The organism is Vibrio sp. AH4, assembly GCF_030710545.1.
In the GTDB taxonomy this organism is placed as follows: domain Bacteria; phylum Pseudomonadota; class Gammaproteobacteria; order Enterobacterales; family Vibrionaceae; genus Vibrio; species Vibrio metoecus.
The window spans coordinates 435,946-454,870 of record NZ_JALAIV010000003.1; the positions used below are offsets into that span (position 1 = coordinate 435,946).

General features: G+C 46.4%; 17 protein-coding genes and 1 riboswitch. Of the genes, 9 read left to right on the forward strand and 8 right to left on the reverse strand.

Translation table 11 applies throughout. The features are described from left to right. Positions 1–3: 3 nt before the first annotated feature. Positions 4–1,182 carry a MerR family transcriptional regulator gene (locus tag MKA69_RS15025; RefSeq protein WP_305848398.1) on the reverse strand — a complete coding sequence of 393 codons (1,179 nt, stop codon included), beginning with the start codon at positions 1,180–1,182 and terminating at the stop codon, positions 4–6. Positions 1,183–1,374: 192 nt separating this feature from the next. Between MKA69_RS15025 and MKA69_RS15030 the strand changes: the two genes are divergently transcribed. Further along, positions 1,375–1,755: a hypothetical protein gene (locus MKA69_RS15030; protein WP_055028071.1), complete on the forward strand. Its 381-nt coding sequence runs from the start codon at positions 1,375–1,377 to the stop codon at positions 1,753–1,755. A gap of 111 nt (positions 1,756–1,866) precedes the next feature. Here the strand turns inward: MKA69_RS15030 and gbpA are convergent, their stop codons facing one another. Beyond that, on the reverse strand, positions 1,867–3,324 hold the full coding sequence (gbpA, locus tag MKA69_RS15035) for an N-acetylglucosamine-binding protein GbpA (RefSeq protein ID WP_055033704.1): 1,458 nt from the start codon (positions 3,322–3,324) through the stop codon (positions 1,867–1,869). 85 nt (positions 3,325–3,409) lie between these two features. Beyond that, positions 3,410–3,520, reverse strand: a riboswitch (cyclic di-GMP riboswitch). A 269-nt stretch (positions 3,521–3,789) separates the two neighbouring features. Between gbpA and MKA69_RS15040 the strand changes: the two genes are divergently transcribed. Beyond that, entirely contained in the window at positions 3,790–5,340 is a 1,551-nt protein-coding gene (locus MKA69_RS15040; protein WP_305848399.1) for a cryptochrome/photolyase family protein, read from the forward strand. A 332-nt stretch (positions 5,341–5,672) separates the two neighbouring features. Beyond that, positions 5,673–6,344, forward strand: a complete 672-nt coding sequence (locus MKA69_RS15045) for a MaoC family dehydratase (RefSeq protein ID WP_001261546.1) — start codon at positions 5,673–5,675, stop codon at positions 6,342–6,344. A gap of 82 nt (positions 6,345–6,426) precedes the next feature. On the opposite strand, the gene MKA69_RS15050 is transcribed toward MKA69_RS15045, so the two are convergent. Continuing rightward, positions 6,427–7,263, reverse strand: a complete 837-nt coding sequence (locus MKA69_RS15050; RefSeq protein ID WP_305848400.1) for a phosphate ABC transporter substrate-binding protein PstS family protein — start codon at positions 7,261–7,263, stop codon at positions 6,427–6,429. Between the two features lie 206 nt (positions 7,264–7,469). On the opposite strand from MKA69_RS15050, the gene MKA69_RS15055 reads away from it, so the two are divergent. Then, complete coding sequence (locus MKA69_RS15055; protein ID WP_000636804.1) at positions 7,470–7,823, forward strand: DUF3024 domain-containing protein; 354 nt, start codon at positions 7,470–7,472, stop codon at positions 7,821–7,823. Between the two features lie 91 nt (positions 7,824–7,914). Here MKA69_RS15055 and rnb read toward each other — a convergent pair whose 3' ends face one another. Beyond that, positions 7,915–9,933, reverse strand: a complete 2,019-nt coding sequence (gene rnb / locus MKA69_RS15060) for an exoribonuclease II (RefSeq protein ID WP_305848401.1) — start codon at positions 9,931–9,933, stop codon at positions 7,915–7,917. A 373-nt stretch (positions 9,934–10,306) separates the two neighbouring features. Between rnb and MKA69_RS15065 the strand changes: the two genes are divergently transcribed. Together MKA69_RS15065 and vesA are read left to right on the forward strand one after the other, a co-directional pair. Further along, on the forward strand, positions 10,307–12,238 hold the full coding sequence (locus MKA69_RS15065; RefSeq protein ID WP_305848402.1) for a DEAD/DEAH box helicase: 1,932 nt from the start codon (positions 10,307–10,309) through the stop codon (positions 12,236–12,238). A gap of 143 nt (positions 12,239–12,381) precedes the next feature. Next, a complete protein-coding gene (gene vesA / locus MKA69_RS15070; protein WP_305848403.1) occupies positions 12,382–13,377 on the forward strand; it encodes a GlyGly-anchored extracellular serine protease VesA in 996 nt (331 codons plus the stop codon). Positions 13,378–13,468: 91 nt separating this feature from the next. Here the strand turns inward: vesA and MKA69_RS15075 are convergent, their stop codons facing one another. Next, positions 13,469–14,773: an inosine/guanosine kinase gene (locus MKA69_RS15075; RefSeq protein ID WP_305848404.1), complete on the reverse strand. Its 1,305-nt coding sequence runs from the start codon at positions 14,771–14,773 to the stop codon at positions 13,469–13,471. A gap of 114 nt (positions 14,774–14,887) precedes the next feature. Continuing rightward, the gene (locus MKA69_RS15080; protein WP_055029436.1) at positions 14,888–15,370 is read right to left on the reverse strand and encodes a CreA family protein; all 483 of its coding nucleotides are present in this window, start codon (positions 15,368–15,370) and stop codon (positions 14,888–14,890) included. 209 nt (positions 15,371–15,579) lie between these two features. On the opposite strand from MKA69_RS15080, the gene MKA69_RS15085 reads away from it, so the two are divergent. Together MKA69_RS15085 and MKA69_RS15090 are read left to right on the forward strand one after the other, a co-directional pair. After that, a complete protein-coding gene (locus MKA69_RS15085; RefSeq protein WP_055031639.1) occupies positions 15,580–16,086 on the forward strand; it encodes a hypothetical protein in 507 nt (168 codons plus the stop codon). 132 nt (positions 16,087–16,218) lie between these two features. Then, entirely contained in the window at positions 16,219–16,899 is a 681-nt protein-coding gene (locus tag MKA69_RS15090) for an HAD family hydrolase (protein WP_000138805.1), read from the forward strand. Positions 16,900–16,986: 87 nt separating this feature from the next. Here the strand turns inward: MKA69_RS15090 and MKA69_RS15095 are convergent, their stop codons facing one another. Together MKA69_RS15095 and MKA69_RS15100 are read right to left on the reverse strand one after the other, a co-directional pair. Beyond that, on the reverse strand, positions 16,987–17,196 hold the full coding sequence (locus MKA69_RS15095; protein WP_009355559.1) for a transcription initiation factor TFIIIB: 210 nt from the start codon (positions 17,194–17,196) through the stop codon (positions 16,987–16,989). Between the two features lie 247 nt (positions 17,197–17,443). Further along, on the reverse strand, positions 17,444–18,031 hold the full coding sequence (locus MKA69_RS15100; RefSeq protein WP_001131381.1) for a DUF2238 domain-containing protein: 588 nt from the start codon (positions 18,029–18,031) through the stop codon (positions 17,444–17,446). Positions 18,032–18,269: 238 nt separating this feature from the next. Between MKA69_RS15100 and MKA69_RS15105 the strand changes: the two genes are divergently transcribed. After that, on the forward strand, positions 18,270–18,893 hold the full coding sequence (locus MKA69_RS15105; RefSeq protein ID WP_055044624.1) for a DNA-J related domain-containing protein: 624 nt from the start codon (positions 18,270–18,272) through the stop codon (positions 18,891–18,893). Positions 18,894–18,925: the final 32 nt, after the last annotated feature.

An 18,925-nucleotide genomic window follows, 5' to 3' on the forward strand; every position in this document is an offset into this window, starting at 1 on the left:
TCTCTAGTGGTTAATTTTCAAAATAAAATATTGATAAGTAAAGTCTTTGGCAGCACTTCGTTCATAGATAGCAATCTCCTTTTCTATGTCAGACAAAGCTTGGGAGTTTGTCAGCCGAAGTTTTAACTCTTCGACACGGTTTTGCAGTGGTAGCCAGTAGTTTTGCCATGCATCAACGCCTAATGAAAAATGCTCCATCACCTCATAACCCAGCTTTTTGAAAAGCTTGATTCGAGAAGGTATCGATTGGATATCTGGGTATTCGGATTGCCAAAATTGTTGAGTTTCCGGTTCTGGATTCTCAGTGAGCCAGACCAAATCACTGACCATCAAGATGCCGTTATCCGCTAAAAAAGGTTTCCACTGCTTGAGAGCGTTCTCCATGCCCATGATGTAAACACAGCCTTCAGCCCAAATCGCATCAAAACTTTTCGCGGCAAAAGGGAGTGCGGTCATGGAACCCAAGACTGGGGATATCCGCTCTTTCCATGGCGAGTGCTGGCGTTGCTTCTCAAGTTGTTTAATCGCGATGGGTTCATTATCGACAGCAGTAATGTGCGCCGAACTGTTTTCTGCCAGCAGGAGAGTTGAAAGGCCCGTTCCGCAGCCGACATCGAGGATATGCTGCATGCTTTGTATCGACATCAAGGAAATGGCTTTTAAGGTATCTTGCTCGCTACCGGGGCTCCAGCGTTGCAAAGTGGCAAAAACTGCCATGAAATCTTGCATATAGATGTCATGTTCATTCATATCTTTCGATAACCATTTTAATCGGAGCGCCTCTTTTTCACTGTAACCTTGCGTGTTGAGCCAGCTTAAGTAAGCGTTTGGCGCATGTTTACTGAGAGAGTGGTGTAACTCTCTTTGTGGACGTTCGCCGAGCAAGGCTAAAAGCAACTCACGAGCGCGAACTTTTTTCTCAATTTCATCATCGAGTTGGCTTAAACGACTTTCCAATAGGCTTCGGTCTAGTTTCGCCTGTAAGCACTCTTCACACTCTTTTAATGAAAGCCCCGCACTCTGAAGCTGTTGGATAAGAAACAGTTGCTGCAGATCACTCTCGCTGTAGTAGCGATAGCCATTGTCAAGACGTTGCCCCCGAATCAATCCTAATTTCTCGTAGTAAAGTAGTGTGGTTCGAGAGAGCCCCGCCTTGACCGCTAATTCTGAAATTAAATACATATTTGATCTGACCTCAAGAGGCTGAAGATGTGGTTAGTATGAACTGTAGAGCTATAGACAGGTCAAGCAGCATTGAGCAATTGTTTACGCACACAGTCAGCCTAGTGAGCGGATCTTTCCTCATGATTGAGATAGTATTTTGCGAGAAATCGCGCATAATCTTGCTACTCACTCTGAAAGAAGAAATGACCTATGACCAATTTTCAATATTACTTTCATCAACTGCCTTGCTTTGATTGTAAAAAAACCACAGTAAGCACGGATCTCGGCTGGTTAACCGCGGCGATGAAAGAGGATGTGTTAGCTCAAGTTGCCGACATTCTTGCGCAAGACAACGTTGAGCCTGACCTTTCCGTGAACGTGACTTGTACCAAAGAAGAAGCGCGTGACTACTTATTGCTAAACTTCTACGGTTATTCTGAAGAAGAGTTAGCGAATCAAGTTGAAGCGGAAGATGAACAAGAAGTCGCGGATGAAATTGCTGAGCTATTGGCAGAAGGTAATGAAACGGTGGTGTTTGAACACGAAATCGCTTTGCAAAGCTGTACCGATTGCGAGATGGATGAAGAGTAAAACGAGGCTTAACCTTGAGACTTTTTCGCACTATAAGCGATGAGATTTGTCTCTAGCTCAAATAAAAAATCCCTCAGCGTGGCTGAGGGATTTTGTGTTTTAGAGGGGCAATTAGAGTTTATCCCACGCCATTTGCCAATGACTACCAGTACCTGGTTGGTACTGAGTGGCATTGCTTGTCCACTGTTGGCAATAGCCTGATGCTGGCCATGCTTTACACTGGTAAATCGCGCCATCCGAACCTAGCACTTTGGTGCCCGCAACATACTCTTTCAAACCGTTCGGGAAAACAAAGTCGTAATCTCCCGGAGTCGGTGGCGTTTGTGGTTCAACCAACATAAAGTCTAGCGTTTGCTGATCTTGTAGGTTGCCATCAAGATCCTTGATGCGAGAAACCAGCATATGATGACCCGCTTTGGCTTCGCTCAGCTGTAAGGTTACTGATTTGAGCTCGCCGTCGGTCATCGCCTGAGTCCAGCTTGCTAGCGGTTTTTGGTGATGGTTATAAACGGTGAGCTCTGCGCTCATCTCACCTTGTGCTTCTAGCGTTAGGTCAAGTTGAACAGGCTGTTCGCCAATTTCATATTCTGCCGCTAAACCTGAAACTGTCAGTGAATACTCAGGCTGTGGCGCTTCGATTTGGTAGCCAATTTCAACACGCTTCAAGCCGCTGCCTTCTTTTAGGTAAATCGGGTTAGTCCCGTAAACGGGAACAAACTGATCACCATTGAGCTGGCCAGCACGCTGCTGTTTTTGTGTTTGGTTAATTTTAGCCGCTAAAGCGTGTGACCACTGATTCGCTTGAGTGAGCGTTTCTGAATCGATTTTCAGTTCAGTACGGTACGCAGGGTTCTCTCCGGTCGCATCAAAAACGCGTGTAAACACGGTGTCACCGATGCTCAGATCCATGGTTGGGATGATCTGTCCTGCTTGGTTCCAATCAGGTAATACAGGACCGTTGCCATCAAACTTTACATCAATCACGTTGTAGAAGGCTGCCGCGGTATCACCCACATCCCATACCGCAAGAATCACATGGTAACCTTCGCGCTCAGGCACAATACACTCATGGCTAGTGCGTTTGGGTGGTTGCACCATGTTGCCTTCGACCACGCAGAATGGATTCAGATCAAAAGAATCGCGTGATAGGGCTTGGTTTGGGTTCCAGTTTGGCTTGGTGATGTAGTATTTCCAGTCTCGAGTGACATGGTTTGCCGTAAACGTCCACTCAAAGGTTTGTGGTCCAGCTTGGATTGGGCGTTTTACCCAACGGTCGGCCGTTTGTTCATCAAGCGCAGCGGCAAGTGCACTTTGAGCACTGGCAATTTTGCCATCACGTGGGCCAGCAGCCGGAAAGCCTTCTGGGCCTTCAACGCTTTGTGGTTCATATTGAATCGCACCACAGTTAGTGTTTTTTTCACCAGTACCATTAGCGGCAAATTTACATAACGTAACGCGCCCTTCTACAATACCGTCTTCCACTGCTGACACATAACCGTGTCCATACGCTAATCCACTGATACCAGAAAGGATCAGAGCGATTGCGGTCAATTTAGGTTGTTTTTTCATCACAGACTCTTTTTTGTTGGCTGACAGAACTCAGAGGTATTCTGAGTCCTACCACACTCAGCAAGGCATAACTATGCAATATGGTTATGGCGACCCCGCTATCATAGATTGAGAAAACCGTTTGTTGAGCTTTTCTCGAACCGACAGACCGGAGGCTTTGCGTCCCATTTTTTCAAATGGTTTGCCGAAATGTGATCGGTAGCAAATTTAACTAACTTTGTTCAATAAGGCTAAGCGAAGACAACGTTTGTGGAATGAAGCTCTCAGGCTTAATTTTTAGAGTTAAATAACCAATTCTCATACAAAATATCAGGTGTTTATTTGATTGATAAAATGGATAGAGCAGGGTTTGTTTCGAAAATAGAACAGCGATTTAGTGATCGGCGTGGCCTGCCACTCGTAGATAAAGTGACTCTTAATAAAACCAATGTCGACATTGAATAAAAATGCGGCTTAAGGAACATAATGCGTTACCCGGTTGTACGATTGATATTGGGCGATCAGCTCAACCATACCCACTCTTGGTTTGCTGAACCACGAGAAGAGGTGCTGTACTTGATTGCAGAACTGCATCAGGAGCAGTGGTATGTACGTCACCACACCCAGAAACAGTGTGCGTTTTTTGCAGCAATGAAAGCGTTTGCCGAGCGTTTGACGGCAGAAGGACATCACGTTCTGCATTTAGATTTGGATGCCACCGCAGAGTTTGCCGACTTACCACACTTAATTGAGCATATTTGCCATCAGGTTAATGCCCATGCCTTTCAATACCAAAGACCAGATGAATACCGCTTACTAGAACAGATGGCGAATTTACGTATCCCCGAAGTGGTGATTGGTTGCGTCGATACGGAACATTTTCTGTTGCCATTTGCGGAGATCCCCCAACAATTTCCGGTGGGAAAAGCGGTATTGATGGAACATTTTTATCGCCGCATGCGTAAACGTTTTGGCTATTTAATGGAATCGGAAAACAAGCCAGAAGGCGGGCAGTGGAATTTTGATGCAGAGAATCGCAATAAGCTGAAAGCGCCTGATTTGCTGCACTTGCCCACTCCGCTTCGCTTTGATAACTCCATTTCATCCATCAAATCACGACTTGAACGTCATAACGTTAAATCGATCGGCAACGTCGGAGAATCATTACTGTGGCCGATAAATCGTGCGCAAGCCTTATCTCTATTGGCGCATTTTTGCCAATGCGCTTTACCCAATTTTGGCCGCTTTCAAGATGCGATGACGGCACAGCACCCATATCGATGGAGCCTTTATCACAGCCGTCTATCGTTTGCATTGAATTGCAAATTACTTTCCCCACAAGAGGTAATTGGCGCTGCGATTGATACCTATCGAGCTGCCCAAGGCGAAGTTTCTTTAGCACAAGTCGAAGGTTTCGTACGTCAAATTTTGGGGTGGAGAGAGTACGTACGCGGTATGTATTGGAGCAACATGCCTCATTACAAAACTCGCAATCATTTTGGTGCTCGGCGCCCTTTGCCGAGTTATTTCTGGAATGGTCAAACGAAGATGCACTGCCTGCAACAAGCGATCACTCAATCCTTGGATTTTGGCTATGCGCACCATATTCAACGATTGATGGTAACAGGCAACTTTGCCCTGCTCACCGAATGTGACCCCGATGAAGTTGATGCGTGGTATTTGGGCGTCTACATTGATGCGATTGAATGGGTCGAACTCCCGAACACGCGGGGAATGGCACTGTTTGCCGATGGGGGATTGATTGCGACTAAACCTTATGCGGCTAGTGGTTCCTACATCAATAAAATGAGTGACTACTGCGTCTCTTGCCCTTATCAAGTGAAACTCAAATCCGGTGATGGGGCTTGCCCGCTAAATTCACTCTATTGGCGCTTTATGCTCAAACATCGTGAACAGCTCGCTAACAATCCTCGCATTGGAATGCTCTATAAAACATGGGATAAGATAGCTAGCGTCGATCAACTGGCGATTTTAGCGACCGCCGAATCCTACCTAGCCCAGATAGATAACTTGTAACAACAATTAAAAATCCGTGAATACGACAACTCGGCGCAATATTTGCTTAGTATTGTCGGTGAATCTTTAAGCCGTGGACCTGAGTGCTGTCATTAAGGGGACAATGGCACGGTCATTCGAGTCAATATTAGGCAAAAGTGCCGAAACAAATGGTATGTTTACTCTAATGACTATAAATCTAATAAAATAATGTTTTATTGATAAGATATTGTTTTTATTTGCTTTTTTCTGTTGCGGATTACACATGTACGCCCGAAAGTCATTGCAGCTTACTGTGAAGTACTTCAAAATTAGGTTGTTTCCATTTCTTCTTGGTTAAGAATGAGGTTTTGATGAGAGTCGCGGATCTTCTAAAGCATCGAGCTGAAAACTTGGTTAAGCACACTGAATTTAAACAGTGGATGTCTCCCTCTGTACGTGAGTACTGGGATGATATTTTGACCAAAACCAATCGTCGCCCGCTGTTTGCGTGGGTGAAAGATCTGCACCTGCCTGCCAATGAAGAAACACCGATCCCAGAACCGATTGTGCTCAAACCGGAAGCACAGGCTTTGTATGATCAGCTACAAACCCAAGTGGGTGAAGTGATGCATACTGGTGATTGGTTGCTCGTTGACCAAGAGCGTATTAATCAATTTGGTACTGTCACTGAAGATATGCAGTGGATTCATACGGATCCTGATCGCGCCGCGTTGGAATCTCCGTTCAAAACAACGATTGCCCATGGTTTTTTGACTTTAGCTCTGCTGCCTCGTTTAACCGACAGCGTCGATGAAGAAAAATCCCTATTCCCCACGGCGAAATTGGTGGTGAATATTGGCCTTAATTCAGTGCGCTTTCCTTATCCAGTCAAAGCGGGTAATCGAGTTCGTGCCGTGAGTACACTCTCAAAAGTCACGCCAATCAAGAAAGGTCTTGAGATCGAGCGTGAAATCAAAGTCGAAATTGAAGGTGTTCGTCGTCCAGGTTGTGTCGTCGTTTCGGTGATCCAACTGCATTTTTAATCAATGGTGTTCAGAACATAAAAACAAGGAGAGCGAATGCTCTCCTTGTTTGTTTTCAATGAGTTGAAACGACGATTAGGATTTATTCCACATCGCTTGGCATGATATAGCCATACTCAACAATCAACTTTTTCGCTAGGTCTGACTGTAAAAACGCGATGAATTGCTTGGTTTGTTCATCGGCCTTATCCGAGTAGTGCAGGATTAAGAAAGGTCGAGAGAGTTGATAACTGTGCTTTGCAATGTTGTCGGCTGTAGGCTCCGTTTTCTCAAACTGCAACGCTTTAACCGATTTGTCTACCGAGCCAATTGAGATAAAGCCTAACGCTTGGATATTGTGGTTGACCAAGGTTTTCATCATGCTGTTGCTGTTCACCACTAATGCGGTTGGGGCAATATCAGAAACCTCACGTTTGTTAAGCGTTTTGGTTAATCCCATTAAGCTTTCAAAGCTGTAGCGGGTACCCGATGAAGCCTCACGAGTGACTACCGCAATCTTTTGATCATTTCCACCGACCTGTTTCCAGTTAGTAATCTGCCCTTTATAGATGCCATACAGCTGTTCGCGGTTTAAATTAGTGATCGGGTTGGCTTGGTTAACGACTACCGCCATGCCATCGAAAGCAAGCATAAAGCTATTGAGGTTTTCTTGGCTTTCACTTTCCGTCATATAACGGGATGTCATCGCAATATCGGCTACCCCTTTTTTGAGTAACGCAATGCCGGCGGTGGAGCCTACGCCTTGTACCGCGACATAAGTGTCTGGGTGCGTCTTGTTATACTCTTCGGCCAGTACATCCATAATTCTGGCTACGGAAGTGGAACCCGAAACGGTAATTTCACTTGCTTGCGCAGACGGTGTTATCGCAGTGATAGAAAAGAAAAATGCGCAAACGGCGGCAAGTGCCATCCTAAACATAAAGTAGCTCCCATGTTGTCAAAAAAATCTTAAGCAGTATGCCTGAAACGTATGACAAAAATGTGAATGCGTTCCTAGGTTTAGTGTTGGATTTGTGAAATCAATAGAGATTGTTGCGATTGCTTATACTCAAATGATGTTGGGATCATAGAATTACCGCGAGCAGAGCGCCATACTGGATACACCAAGTCACAGTGAGGTTAAACATGATTGTCAACCTTCTACAGCGACAACTCGAACGTCGTGCGGAACTGCTTTGCATGAGCCGCAATCAGAGTTTGCCTGCTGAGTTAGGCAAATCCAGCTTTGAACCGATAGAAAATGGTGTGCAGTTTATTTTATGCCATTACAAATTGGACTCGAGCCATTGTGACTATGAAAGTTTGGTGGCAAAAATCGTATGGGAAGAGGCCTCGAAACAGTGGATTCTTTACGCTTATGATGAAGAACAATCCACGAGTGAACCTTGGATTCCTTACCCATTTTTAGCGCGTAGTGAAGATTTGACGGCAATGATGCGCGAAGTAGAAAAAGACCCTAAAGCTTATTTCTGGGTTTAGTTTCAGTGATATAGCGTGTGGTTGGCGAAATAAAAAAGGCATTCCTGAGAATGCCTTTTCGGTAAGAGGGAGAAAGCCTGAGCTTAACGGATTACGCTTGAGGTTCGCTCTTATCTTCGGTGCTCGGCTTTGCTTCTGTGGTTAGGTCGGCAAATACTTGCGTTGGTTTACCCACTAAGCTGCGGTTTTCTTGATTGACTTCTGTCAGGACGATTTCCAGCACATCACCAAGTTTGTACACCACTTCTTTATCGATCAGTACCGTGCCGTCTTCACCATTACATTCGATACGCTCTTTGTTATCGAGGATCAGAGCTCCCGGAATAAAGGCCATTGCGCCATTTTCGAGTAAGCGAACACGCATGCCCGGACGGTTGATATCAAAGATCTCAGCTTGGAAGCGGGTTTCTTTCGCAGGCTCATCGGCCAGCGTGCGCGCATAGAGCCAATCTGCCACATTACGTTCAGCAATTTTGTGGTGCTTACGGTGCAGAGCCAGTTCTTCACCAACTGTCTCATCCGGCGTTTGCACCGGGGCTTTGCCGAGAATGTGCGCTTTCAGCAGACGGTGGTTAATCATGTCGCCGTATTTACGAATCGGCGAAGTCCATGTTGCGTACACATCAAGGCCCATCGCGAAGTGGGGGAGAGGCTGGTTACCAATCTCACTGTAGCTTTGGTATTTACGAATACGATTATCGAGGTAGCTGGTTTCTTGCGTGGCTAGCCAGCGGCGCAGAGCGGCAAAGCCTTCCACGGTTGCCAGCGTTTCTGCATCCGCATTGGGTGCGCCGTTGACCGCCATGAGCTCTACTACATCGGCCATTTTTTCAGCTTTAAAACCCGCGTGGGTATTGAATACACCAAAACCAAATGTAGTTTGCAGCGTTTTACCCGCACAGATGTTCGCAGTGATCATCGATTCTTCAACCAAGCGGTTTGCCGTACGGCGCATGTCCGCATGGATCGCCACAACATCGTTATCGGCACTCAGTTCGAAGCGGTAGTCTGGACGATCTGGGAACACTACGGCATGGGTCTCACGCCAGTTCGCACGTGCTTGTGAGAAAGCGTAGAGGTCGCGCACTACTTGGGCGATTTCTTCGCTTGGTTGCCATTGTTCCGAGCTGCCAGTCTCCAACCAGTCAGAAACATGGTCGTAAACTAGGCGTGCATGAGATTTGATGTTGGCTGCGAAGAAACGAATATCATCGCCAATCACGCCATCTTTACGGATAGTGACTGAGCAGCATAGCGCTGGACGAACTTGGTTTTCCATCAGAGAGCAAAGCTCATCAGCCAGATCGCGTGGCAACATGGGAATGTTGCGACCCGGCAAATAAATGGTAAAGCCACGCTCGCGAGCAACTTTGTCCATCTCATCTTCTGGGGTGATGTAAGCGGTTGGATCGGCAATCGCGATAGTCAGCGCAAAATCACCGTTTGGCAGTTGCTGTGCGTAAAGCGCATCGTCCATATCTTTGGTCGATTCACCATCGATAGTCACAAAAGGCAGCGCGGTCAGATCTTCACGAACCAAGTCTGCATCATCTTTCAATTGCCAATCGTCAATGCCCGCTGGCTCGCTGTTGGGCAGATCGTTTTCTGCTAATGTCACCCACCAAGGGGCAATTTTGTCATTGGCATCGGTGATTTTATGTGAAATCTGCACAAAGAAACCATCGTCACCTTTCAGCGGGTGGCGCACAAGATGAGCGACCACCCAGTCACCCTCTTGGAAGTCAGCTTCGTTGAGGCCTTTCTTGGTTTTTGCCTTCAGCGACAGCTTTTTCAGTTGTGGATGATCAGGCGCGACGTTGAGTTTGCCTTTAAATAGCTTTACGCGACCAATGAAGCGAGTCAGCGATTGCTCGATGAGTTCAGAAGGCTCAGCCACTTCACGTTCATTTTCGGTGCGGATGAAAGCCACGACTTTGTCGCCATGCATACACTTCTTCATATAAGGAGGCGGAACAAAGTAGCTGGTTTTGCTATCGACTTCGAGGAAGCCAAAACCTTTGTCACTGGCTTTGATGGTGCCTTCTTTTTTAGGCAGGTTTTCTTGGATTTTTTGCTTAAGCTGCGCGAGGAGCGGATTGTCTTGGAACATCTTTTTTATCTAACCGTTTAAGTTGGGCACACTATAATCATTGAGGGGCTGGATTACTACCGAAAACGTGAGATTGAGCGCCGTTGGCTGTTTATTTATTCGCTGAAATTGTCAGCAATTTTGGTGTTTTAACGGGGTTTTCCGGTCAATGAGGCATCATTTTTCCTTTGCTAAGAAATTTTTGTGATGAAATTCAATTTTTCCTAGCTTTTTTTATGCTTTTAGGGAATAATCCGCGTCCCTTATATGTCCCTAGCGGCTTGATGCGTTTTAATACTTATCCGCATCTGAACGGACTCAGCAATTCATTGGATTGGTTGGAAATGGTAAAGCACGTGGGACCTTGGTTATTTCTTCATTTAGTGGGATCCCCATGCAAGATACTGCAATTCAATTCAGTGATTTAGCACTGAACAGCGCCATCCTTTCTGCCCTAACCGAAATGGGCTTCGTATCACCAACTCCTATCCAAGCAGCAGCAATTCCTGTTCTGCTAGAAGGCCGTGATGCACTGGGTAAAGCGCAAACAGGTACAGGTAAAACAGCGGCATTCTCTTTGCCTCTGCTCAACAAACTTAATCTATCTCAGTACAAGCCACAAGCTATTGTTATGGCGCCAACGCGTGAGCTGGCGATTCAGGTAGCGGCTGAGATCAAAAACCTTGGCCAAAATATCAAAGGCCTGAAGGTTCTTGAAATCTACGGTGGTGCTTCAATTCTTGATCAAATGCGCGCTCTGAAATCTGGCGCTCACATTGTTGTGGGTACGCCAGGTCGTGTAAAAGATTTGATCACTCGTGATCGTCTGCACCTAGACGAATGTCATACGTTCATCCTTGATGAAGCAGACGAAATGCTCAAAATGGGCTTCGTTGATGACGTTACTTGGATCATGGAACAAGCGCCAGAAACCGCACAACGCGTACTGTTTTCTGCGACTATGCCTCCTATGGTTAAAGAGATCGTTGAACGTTTCCTACGTAACCCAGAATGTGTTGACGTAGCCGGTTCTAACCAAACTGTGGCTAAAGTTGAGCAGCAATACTGGGTAGTAAAAGGTGTTGAGAAAGATGAAGCGATGGCTCGTCTGCTTGAAACCGAAGAAACGGATGCTTCTATCGTATTCGTACGTACTCGTCAGGATACTGAGCGTCTAGCGGATTGGCTGTGTGCACGTGGCTTTAAAGCGGCGGCTCTGCACGGTGATATCCCTCAGTCTCTGCGTGAGCGCACCGTTGATCATATCAAGCAAGGTGTGATTGATATTCTGGTTGCGACTGACGTAGTAGCACGTGGTCTGGACGTTCCACGTATCACTCACGTATTTAACTACGACATCCCATTCGATGTGGAATCTTACATCCACCGTATCGGCCGTACTGGTCGTGCTGGACGTAAAGGTAAGGCGATCCTGCTGGTTCGTACTAACCAAATCCGCATGCTGCGCACTATCGAGCGTGTAACTCGTTCTTCTATGGAAGAGATCCAACTGCCACACCGCGATAAAGTGGCTGAATCTCGTCTGACTAAGCTGGGTCAAGAGCTGGCAGCAGATAAAGAGTTCAGCTCACTGGAGCGTTTCGCTGAGCTGGTTGAAAAGCTGCAAGCGTCACTGGAAATCGATGCAACGACTCTGGCTGCAATCCTGCTGAAACGTCAGCAAGGTAAGCGTCCACTGTTCTACGTAGGTGCTGACCCAATGATCGAAGCGATGGAGCGTGAAAAATCACGTCGTCGTGAGCGTCGTGATGACCGTCGTGATGGTGATCGTCCTGCTCGCCGTGAATTCGGTGGCCGTGATCAAGAGAACCACGATTGGGATACTTACCAACTGCAAGTTGGCCGTGACCAAGGCGTTCAAGTGAAAGACATCGTTGGCGCTCTCGCAAACGAACTGGGTCTGACTAAAGGTTCTATCGGTGCGATCAAACTGGCTCAAGGCCATACGTTTGTTCAGCTGCCAAAAGCCATGTCGAGCGACGTTTCTAGCAAGCTACGCAAGCTGCGTATCCGCCAAAAAGAAGTGGGCGCAGTCGTGTGTGACTTCGACGATTTCCGCGAATCTCGTGGTGGTGCTCGTCGTGAAGGTGGCCCACGTCGTGACGGTGGTCGTCGTCCAGAAGGCAACCGTGAAGGTGGTTTCCGTGGTGGTCGTGAAGGCGGCCGCGAAGGTGGCCGTGGCCGTGGTGGTGAAGGCCGTCCTTTCCGTGAAGGTGAGCGTCGTTTTGAACGCAACCGTAGTGGTGAGAGCAGTGGTAGCTACCGTGGTGAACGTGGCCATAGCCGTCGTCGCGAAGAAGCATAATTCACTCATGTGATTTGAATTGATAAACCCGCAGGTAAAACTGCGGGTTTTTTGTTATCTGCATCGCATACTTTCATTTCATTGCTACACTTTAAGCGGGTGATAAATAAGCAGAACAATCAATTCAACCAATGAGGTGGAGCATGCGCAAATGGCTATGGATGTTTTTATTGTTAACGACGAGAGTCTCAGCCGTGGACATTTCACCTTATATCGTGAATGGAACGAATGCGAACGTTGCGAATTACCCTTCTTTTGCGAGTTTGGCGATTTATATCTCTCCTTATCAATACAGCTCTGGAACCTACTGTGGTGCGACGGTTCTTAACTCCCGTTACATTCTCACCGCGGCACACTGCATCTATGGTGATAGTTATGCCATGCTCTACACGGTCGCCATCCCCCAGTTACAAGATGAAAATGATTACCCGAATGGCAACATTCAGTTTGCGCGTGGTGCAGAGTTCTATTATCCAGACAACTATGTGAATTCCTCTTCCGTTTATTGGCCGAATGATATTGCGATCATTAAATTAGAAAGTGACCTTAACGTGAGTAATTTTGTCGGGGTGCTCAACAGTACGATCAATGGCAACTATGACGTCAATGGTGTTTATAAAGCGGTGGGTCATGGCAATGTGTATAGCAACGTAGCGGGTGGAACTCAATTATTAGAAACCACGCTAACGTTTGTTTCTTTTTCGACTTGTTCGAACTATTACGGTGCCAATTTAGGTTCAGGACATATCTGCTTTTCGGGTCAGTTGACGGGGGGATATAAGAACTCAACCTGTTCGGGTGATTCAGGGGGGCCTGTCTATGTCGATAATGGTTCGGGCTATGTACAAATTGGGATCACCAGCTTTGGCCCATCCGTTTGTGGTGATGGAACTCAGCCAGTAACCTCGGTATTCACGGAAATCTCTGACTATTACAGCTGGATTTTACGGGTGATGAATGGGCTAGAAACGCCGAAATATTATGTTACTGAGAGTAATGGAGTACGGCAGTTGGTCGATAGTGAGTCTGATGTTTCGGATGCGGACAGCAGCAATAATAGTAGTGGAGGGTCGGTTGGCCTATCTCTTTTAGCTTTGGGCATCGTTCTTATACGGCGCAATAAAGTGAAGTATTGGTAATGAATGGATGCTGTAAATAAAGGAGGCGACCACAGGTCGCCTTCTTTATTATTGTCATAACGTTTACGAGGAGCATCGTGCCACAATGGAATTAACGATCCCAGTACGTTTCTTCTAAGCTATCTTCCCGTTCAGGCAGTGAGCGTGATAAGCGTGGAGAGTGCTGAGTTAACACTTCATAGCTCACACGGTTCGCGTATTTACACACTTGAGAGAGCGATGAATAAGTCAGGTAAGGTTGATCATGCTTGGCTGAATTTGGCACATTGCGTTGGTGATACGCGTTCGCCGCCATATCGTGCAGCAAGGCTGAAAGTGCGCCATCGCCAGCACCATTGGTGTTTTTAATTTCCAGTGGGCCACCTAAATATGGGCCAATGTGTGAATACACCTTCAGCGGATGGGTACAATCTTGTTTACGCATAGCACGGCTGAATTCGTACTTGTTAAACTCAGGGATATTCCCGGGTAAGAGTGCTAGCTCAGTTTCACGCTTTGCTGACTCTTCAATATATCCAGCCATGTACAAACCAACAGGACCTGCTGTGCACAGAACAAGGTCAACCCATTCTAGGGCTTTATCGGCAGCGAGTAGGGGATCGCGTTCTCCCGTCAGTGCCGCACCTTCTTCTTCATTCATGGCCACAACGGTGATGTGCTCTTCCATATAGTTTTGCCACCACTCGGCATTGCCTTCGATCACGTACTTCGTGCCTAGAGTGAGTACTACAGGAATGCCATGAGCTTTGGCAATCTCAATAGCACGTTGTACCGCCTGTGGCATCGGGTCTTCTGGCTTTCCACGCATCAAATAAGATGACACGACCAGTGCAGAGGCTTTTTCAAACACCTCTTCTGGAATGCTATCTGGGCGGAGCTTGTTCATATGCCCTTCATTGATCGCAAATGTGCGCTCGCCATCTTCCGAAATCAGGGTATAGCAGCGACCAATTGGTCCATCCACGGTTTGCAGATGGTTGAGGTTCATGCGCGAAGATGTTCGGCACAAATAGCGATAAGCGTAGGAGCCGACTTCGATGTTTTTCGACATTACACCCAGCAAAACCGATTTGCTGTCCGCCAAAACGGAGTAATTGTGCAATGTATTACCAATGGTATCTCCCGGATATTGGTGTGTGATCAAGCCACGTTCCACCAATTCTTTATAAAGTGCATCGGCTTTACTCTCTTCCAATACCAGCGAATGCCCTTTGCTAAGATCGTAGCGAGTTAAAAACTCGTCATCGACGCGAGCTTCAATATCTACGATAGTTTGGCCTACACCGACAATCGTCGGGCGGTGGAGCTTGGGTGTTTGCTGAATTTGGTTTACGAGTGGATCTCGGGCGTGAGTAGGAAAATAGTGCTTAGATTTGCGCTGACCGGGAAACTTCATTTTGAAAGTGTTGATTGAAAATTTTCGCGCATGATATCACAGATGTGACAGATTACTTTCATTTTATTGCAGCCTGAAGTGATCTAAGACGCACAACTCAGGCTGCTGAAGGGGTTACTTCGCCGCTGTTTCAGGAAATGCATTATAGGCTTTAGTTCCCCAAAGTGGGACAGTCGATAAGCTATGCTTGAAACTGCCGGATGTCTCTTTAGTCGAGTAGGAGAGATACATTAGGGTTTGATTCTTTGCATCAAAAATACGGCGAATTTTCATTGATTTAAAAAAGATGCTCTTAGATTTTTGGAAGACGACTTCACCTGATGTTGATTTGTCTATTTGAGCGATCATTTCCGGAGTGATCTCGCCCGTTTGACGGCAAGAAATGGAGGAATCGGAAGGGTCGGCGAGGCTCAAATCGGCTTCAATACTGGCGACATGGCAGGTGACGCCAGTGACAATGGGATCAGTCAGGTTGTTGATTTTAATGTCTTTCAAGGTAAACATGCCAAGACTTACATCACCGACTTCTGAGCGATCACAGCCACTCAATACGAAAGCGAAAGAAAGAAGCAAGGCACTGCGAATTGGGTTGAGCATAAGAATGTACCGTTCAGTTTAAGTATCGTTATCATACTGATTTTCTAGTATCTGTGTAGCCTCATGGCTAAGAAGAATGGTGAATTAGCAGGGGAAATCCCGCAGAAAAAGGATTAATGCTTGTCGCATCAAGTCGGGATGAGTATGCTGCCGTTATTGCAACGGATATCAAAGACAACGTTGCTTCACCAATCGAGAAGAAGCCCGCTATGAATTATTCTCCCTCGCCTGTGGTTACGGTTAAAAACCAGTGGTTACTCAGTCAGGTAGATGTCGAGTTCCCGACCTCTGAAAGTTTAGAAGGGCGTGATGTATACCAAGCCTTATCTCAACAAAATCAAGTTACCCCGTTCCAGCCACAAGCTTGTGATGAGCAGCTCCTACAAGAGATCTATTTGGTTGATTTTCACCGTTTGACGGTATGGTTTGCGCTTTTACAGGCCACTCGTGGCACTTCTAAGCATGAGCAAGATCGCTTGGTTGAGTTTTTCACTCAGATCATCTACTCGCCACCTTGCCAGCTATTTATTGGTTTTCACCTTGGCGAGCCCGTAGCCGCAGGTATGGTGACCCAACATGAGCAAAGTGTGTTGCTCTCGGATTTAGTGGTTAAAACTGGGAGCCCTTTTGGGGCGCGTGAACAGTTTGCCCATGCACTGTATACGAAATGGCAATCGATGACCGAGAGTGATGCTCTTCCTTTCATCGAGCTTTAACATTCCGTTTCGAAAAAAGTGACCTTGGTAGAAGTTATGCACACTCATGCATTGATTTCTACCATTCTGTTAACTCCATCCTTTTTAGTGTGGCAGTGGGATATACACTGCTCATAGAACGGAGGATGTGCAATGACAGAACCCAGAGTGAAATGTGTCATTTTTGACTGTGAAGGAACCTTAGTGGACAGCGAACGCTTGTGCTGTGAGGCATTGGTGCAGGTGTTTGGCGAAATGGGGGTTACACTAAGCTATCAGCAAGTCGCGGAACATTTTTCCGGTGGAAAAATCGCTGACATCCTCAATTCAGCTTGTCAATTGGCGCAGATCACCGCGGATATTGATTTGCTAGAACAGCGTTACCGCTCGATTGTGGCTGCCACATTCAGCCGTAAGTTGTCTCCGATGGGGGGCGCACGTGCTCTGCTGCATTATTTAAAACGCAATCAGATTGAGTTTTGTGTTGTGTCTAACGCTCCGCGAGAAAAAATCACAATGACGCTTACTTTAGCGGGACTGGATGGTTACTTCAAAGGACGGATATTTTCGGCCTTTGATGCAAATAGCTGGAAGCCCGAACCGGATCTGATTCGCTACTGTGCGATGAATATGGGTTTTACTCTAGATGAATGTGTGTATGTCGATGATACGCCGAAAGGTGTAGAGGCTGGGCTCAATGCGGGGGTGCTCACGTTCCAGTTAAGCCCTTTAAACGCACAAAGCCGCAGTGATTCCAGTCAGGTGATTGTGCTGAGCAATTTGCTTCAACTAGCTGAATTTTTAACGGCTCATCCGCTGCGTCAATCGGCGTAAAGTCCCAAAATCGTATCCAGTTTATTCCCCTAAAAAAAAACCATCCACCATGATAGGTGGATGGGGTGTCGTTTCCGCTGAATCAATTTACTGACGTGTTTTTACCCCAAAGTGAACAAACCGGTTGCCGAGATGGTTGGCTTTGGCTGCCAGCATTGGTTGAATGCTGGTGAGTGTATTGGTGTGAAAACCGCACTGCGCACAGAAGAATTTCTCTTTATCCGCAGAAATGAAAAATTCGTCGTGTTGACAGAGTGGGCAGCATTCGATGGTTTCTTCTACAGTTGGGTTATTCATTTTTTGATTCTCAGCAGCAAAAAGAGTGTTTATGTTGCTTCGTGTTGAAGTCAACACTTGGCTTGGATGTCTTATTTTGTTTGTCTTTAGCATAAACACTTTCTGGTGATTTGTTGGTCAGCTTTGTCATCTTTGTTCCGAAGTTGAGATGCAATTCATAGAAATTGCATGTATTGCATGCCACAGATCATATTCTTATCGAGCTTGGTCAGATGCTGTGATGCCAAGCTCAATAACATATAACAGTTTAATGACGAATTCGTTGCAAGCTGAATAATCCTAGTGCACTCAACGCTCCGAGCGTGTCGCATAACATATCTTTTTGTGCATCCCAAATATCACCTTGTGAGCCTAAGAAGGCGATGCCCTCGTCCCCGCCAGCGACAGCGGCATACCACCACTCGATGATTTCATAACCTGCGGCCAAACTCATGATGCTAAAGAGTGCGAAGCTGTACGCTAACCAAGGTTTGGTGTGTTGTTTGCGTATTAACCATTCGGCAATCGGATAAGCGTAAAAGCCGATCGAAAAATGCGCGACGCGATCGAAATGATTTCGGGTTGAACCGAGCATCGAATTGAACCAGTCAAACGGCACTTCCGCAAAGGTGTATTTGGCGCCAATGGTGTGCAAGCAAAGCCAGATAAACATCAAAACATAGGCTGTGGTGCTGAATGACCAGCGTAAAGATATCCACCAAATCCCCCCTAAAATCAGGATGGCTGGGATAATCTCTGCAAACCAAACTGCTCGTGAATGGGGAGCAATGGCGGAAAAGACAAATATGAAACTGTAAAGTAGGGTTAAGCCGATGAGTGGGCGTGATAGCGGCATAATGGCATAGCTCCGTCAATGGAATGCTGACTATCCTGCCATTCTAATGAACATTGTTCAATTGCTGGATTGATTTCCCCGGTAATGCGCCAGAATTCTGGCTATTTTTGTGTCAGAAAAATGCTCTGTAAGCCTTATGCTGATTGATCTTCACACATTCAAGATTTCTCATTTCACCGTGGTGATAAATGGGTTAGATTGATCTTGAAAAACGGTATTTCGTCGGAATGGAAGCTTTATGTCAGACAGTCACCAACTTGCCGCAACGTTTCAAACGTACATGGAAAATCCGTTGTTGTGGCCAATTTTTGAGGTACTGAAACATCAGCCGTCAGGCTGGAAAGTGCACACCTTAGCCGCGCATTTAAGTGAGTTAGGGATTATGCCGGTGTTGGATACTCAGCCGGAGAAAGACTTGTTTAAGCGTAATTTTTTGATCATGAATGCGCTTTACCAACTACAAGAAACATTGCATCCAGAGAAATGGTTACAAGTTGAGGCGATGAACATCATTTTAATGCCGATGATGCGCAGTGAGTTTCATGATATTGACGTAAATGATCCACTTCGTGATTACTACACACAGTGGATGAACTATGAAGCGGATGAAGGGGAGGTTAAGCGCCTACTCAACGAATTCTGGACTCGTTATCGTCATTCTGTTGGTAGCCATAATGGTAAAGATTTAAGCCGAGGTCAGGCTTTACGTCTGTTTGAGCTCAGTGAAGAGGCGAGTTCGCTAGAGATCCGCAAAACTTGGCGTAAGCTCGCTTTACGTTGGCACCCCGATCGAGATAACGGCAACGCTGAGCGTTTTCGGATTTTATGTGAAGCATGGAACGTGTTAAGGCAAGAGCCCTGACGACGAAACAATAACGCGACCTGTTGGTCGCG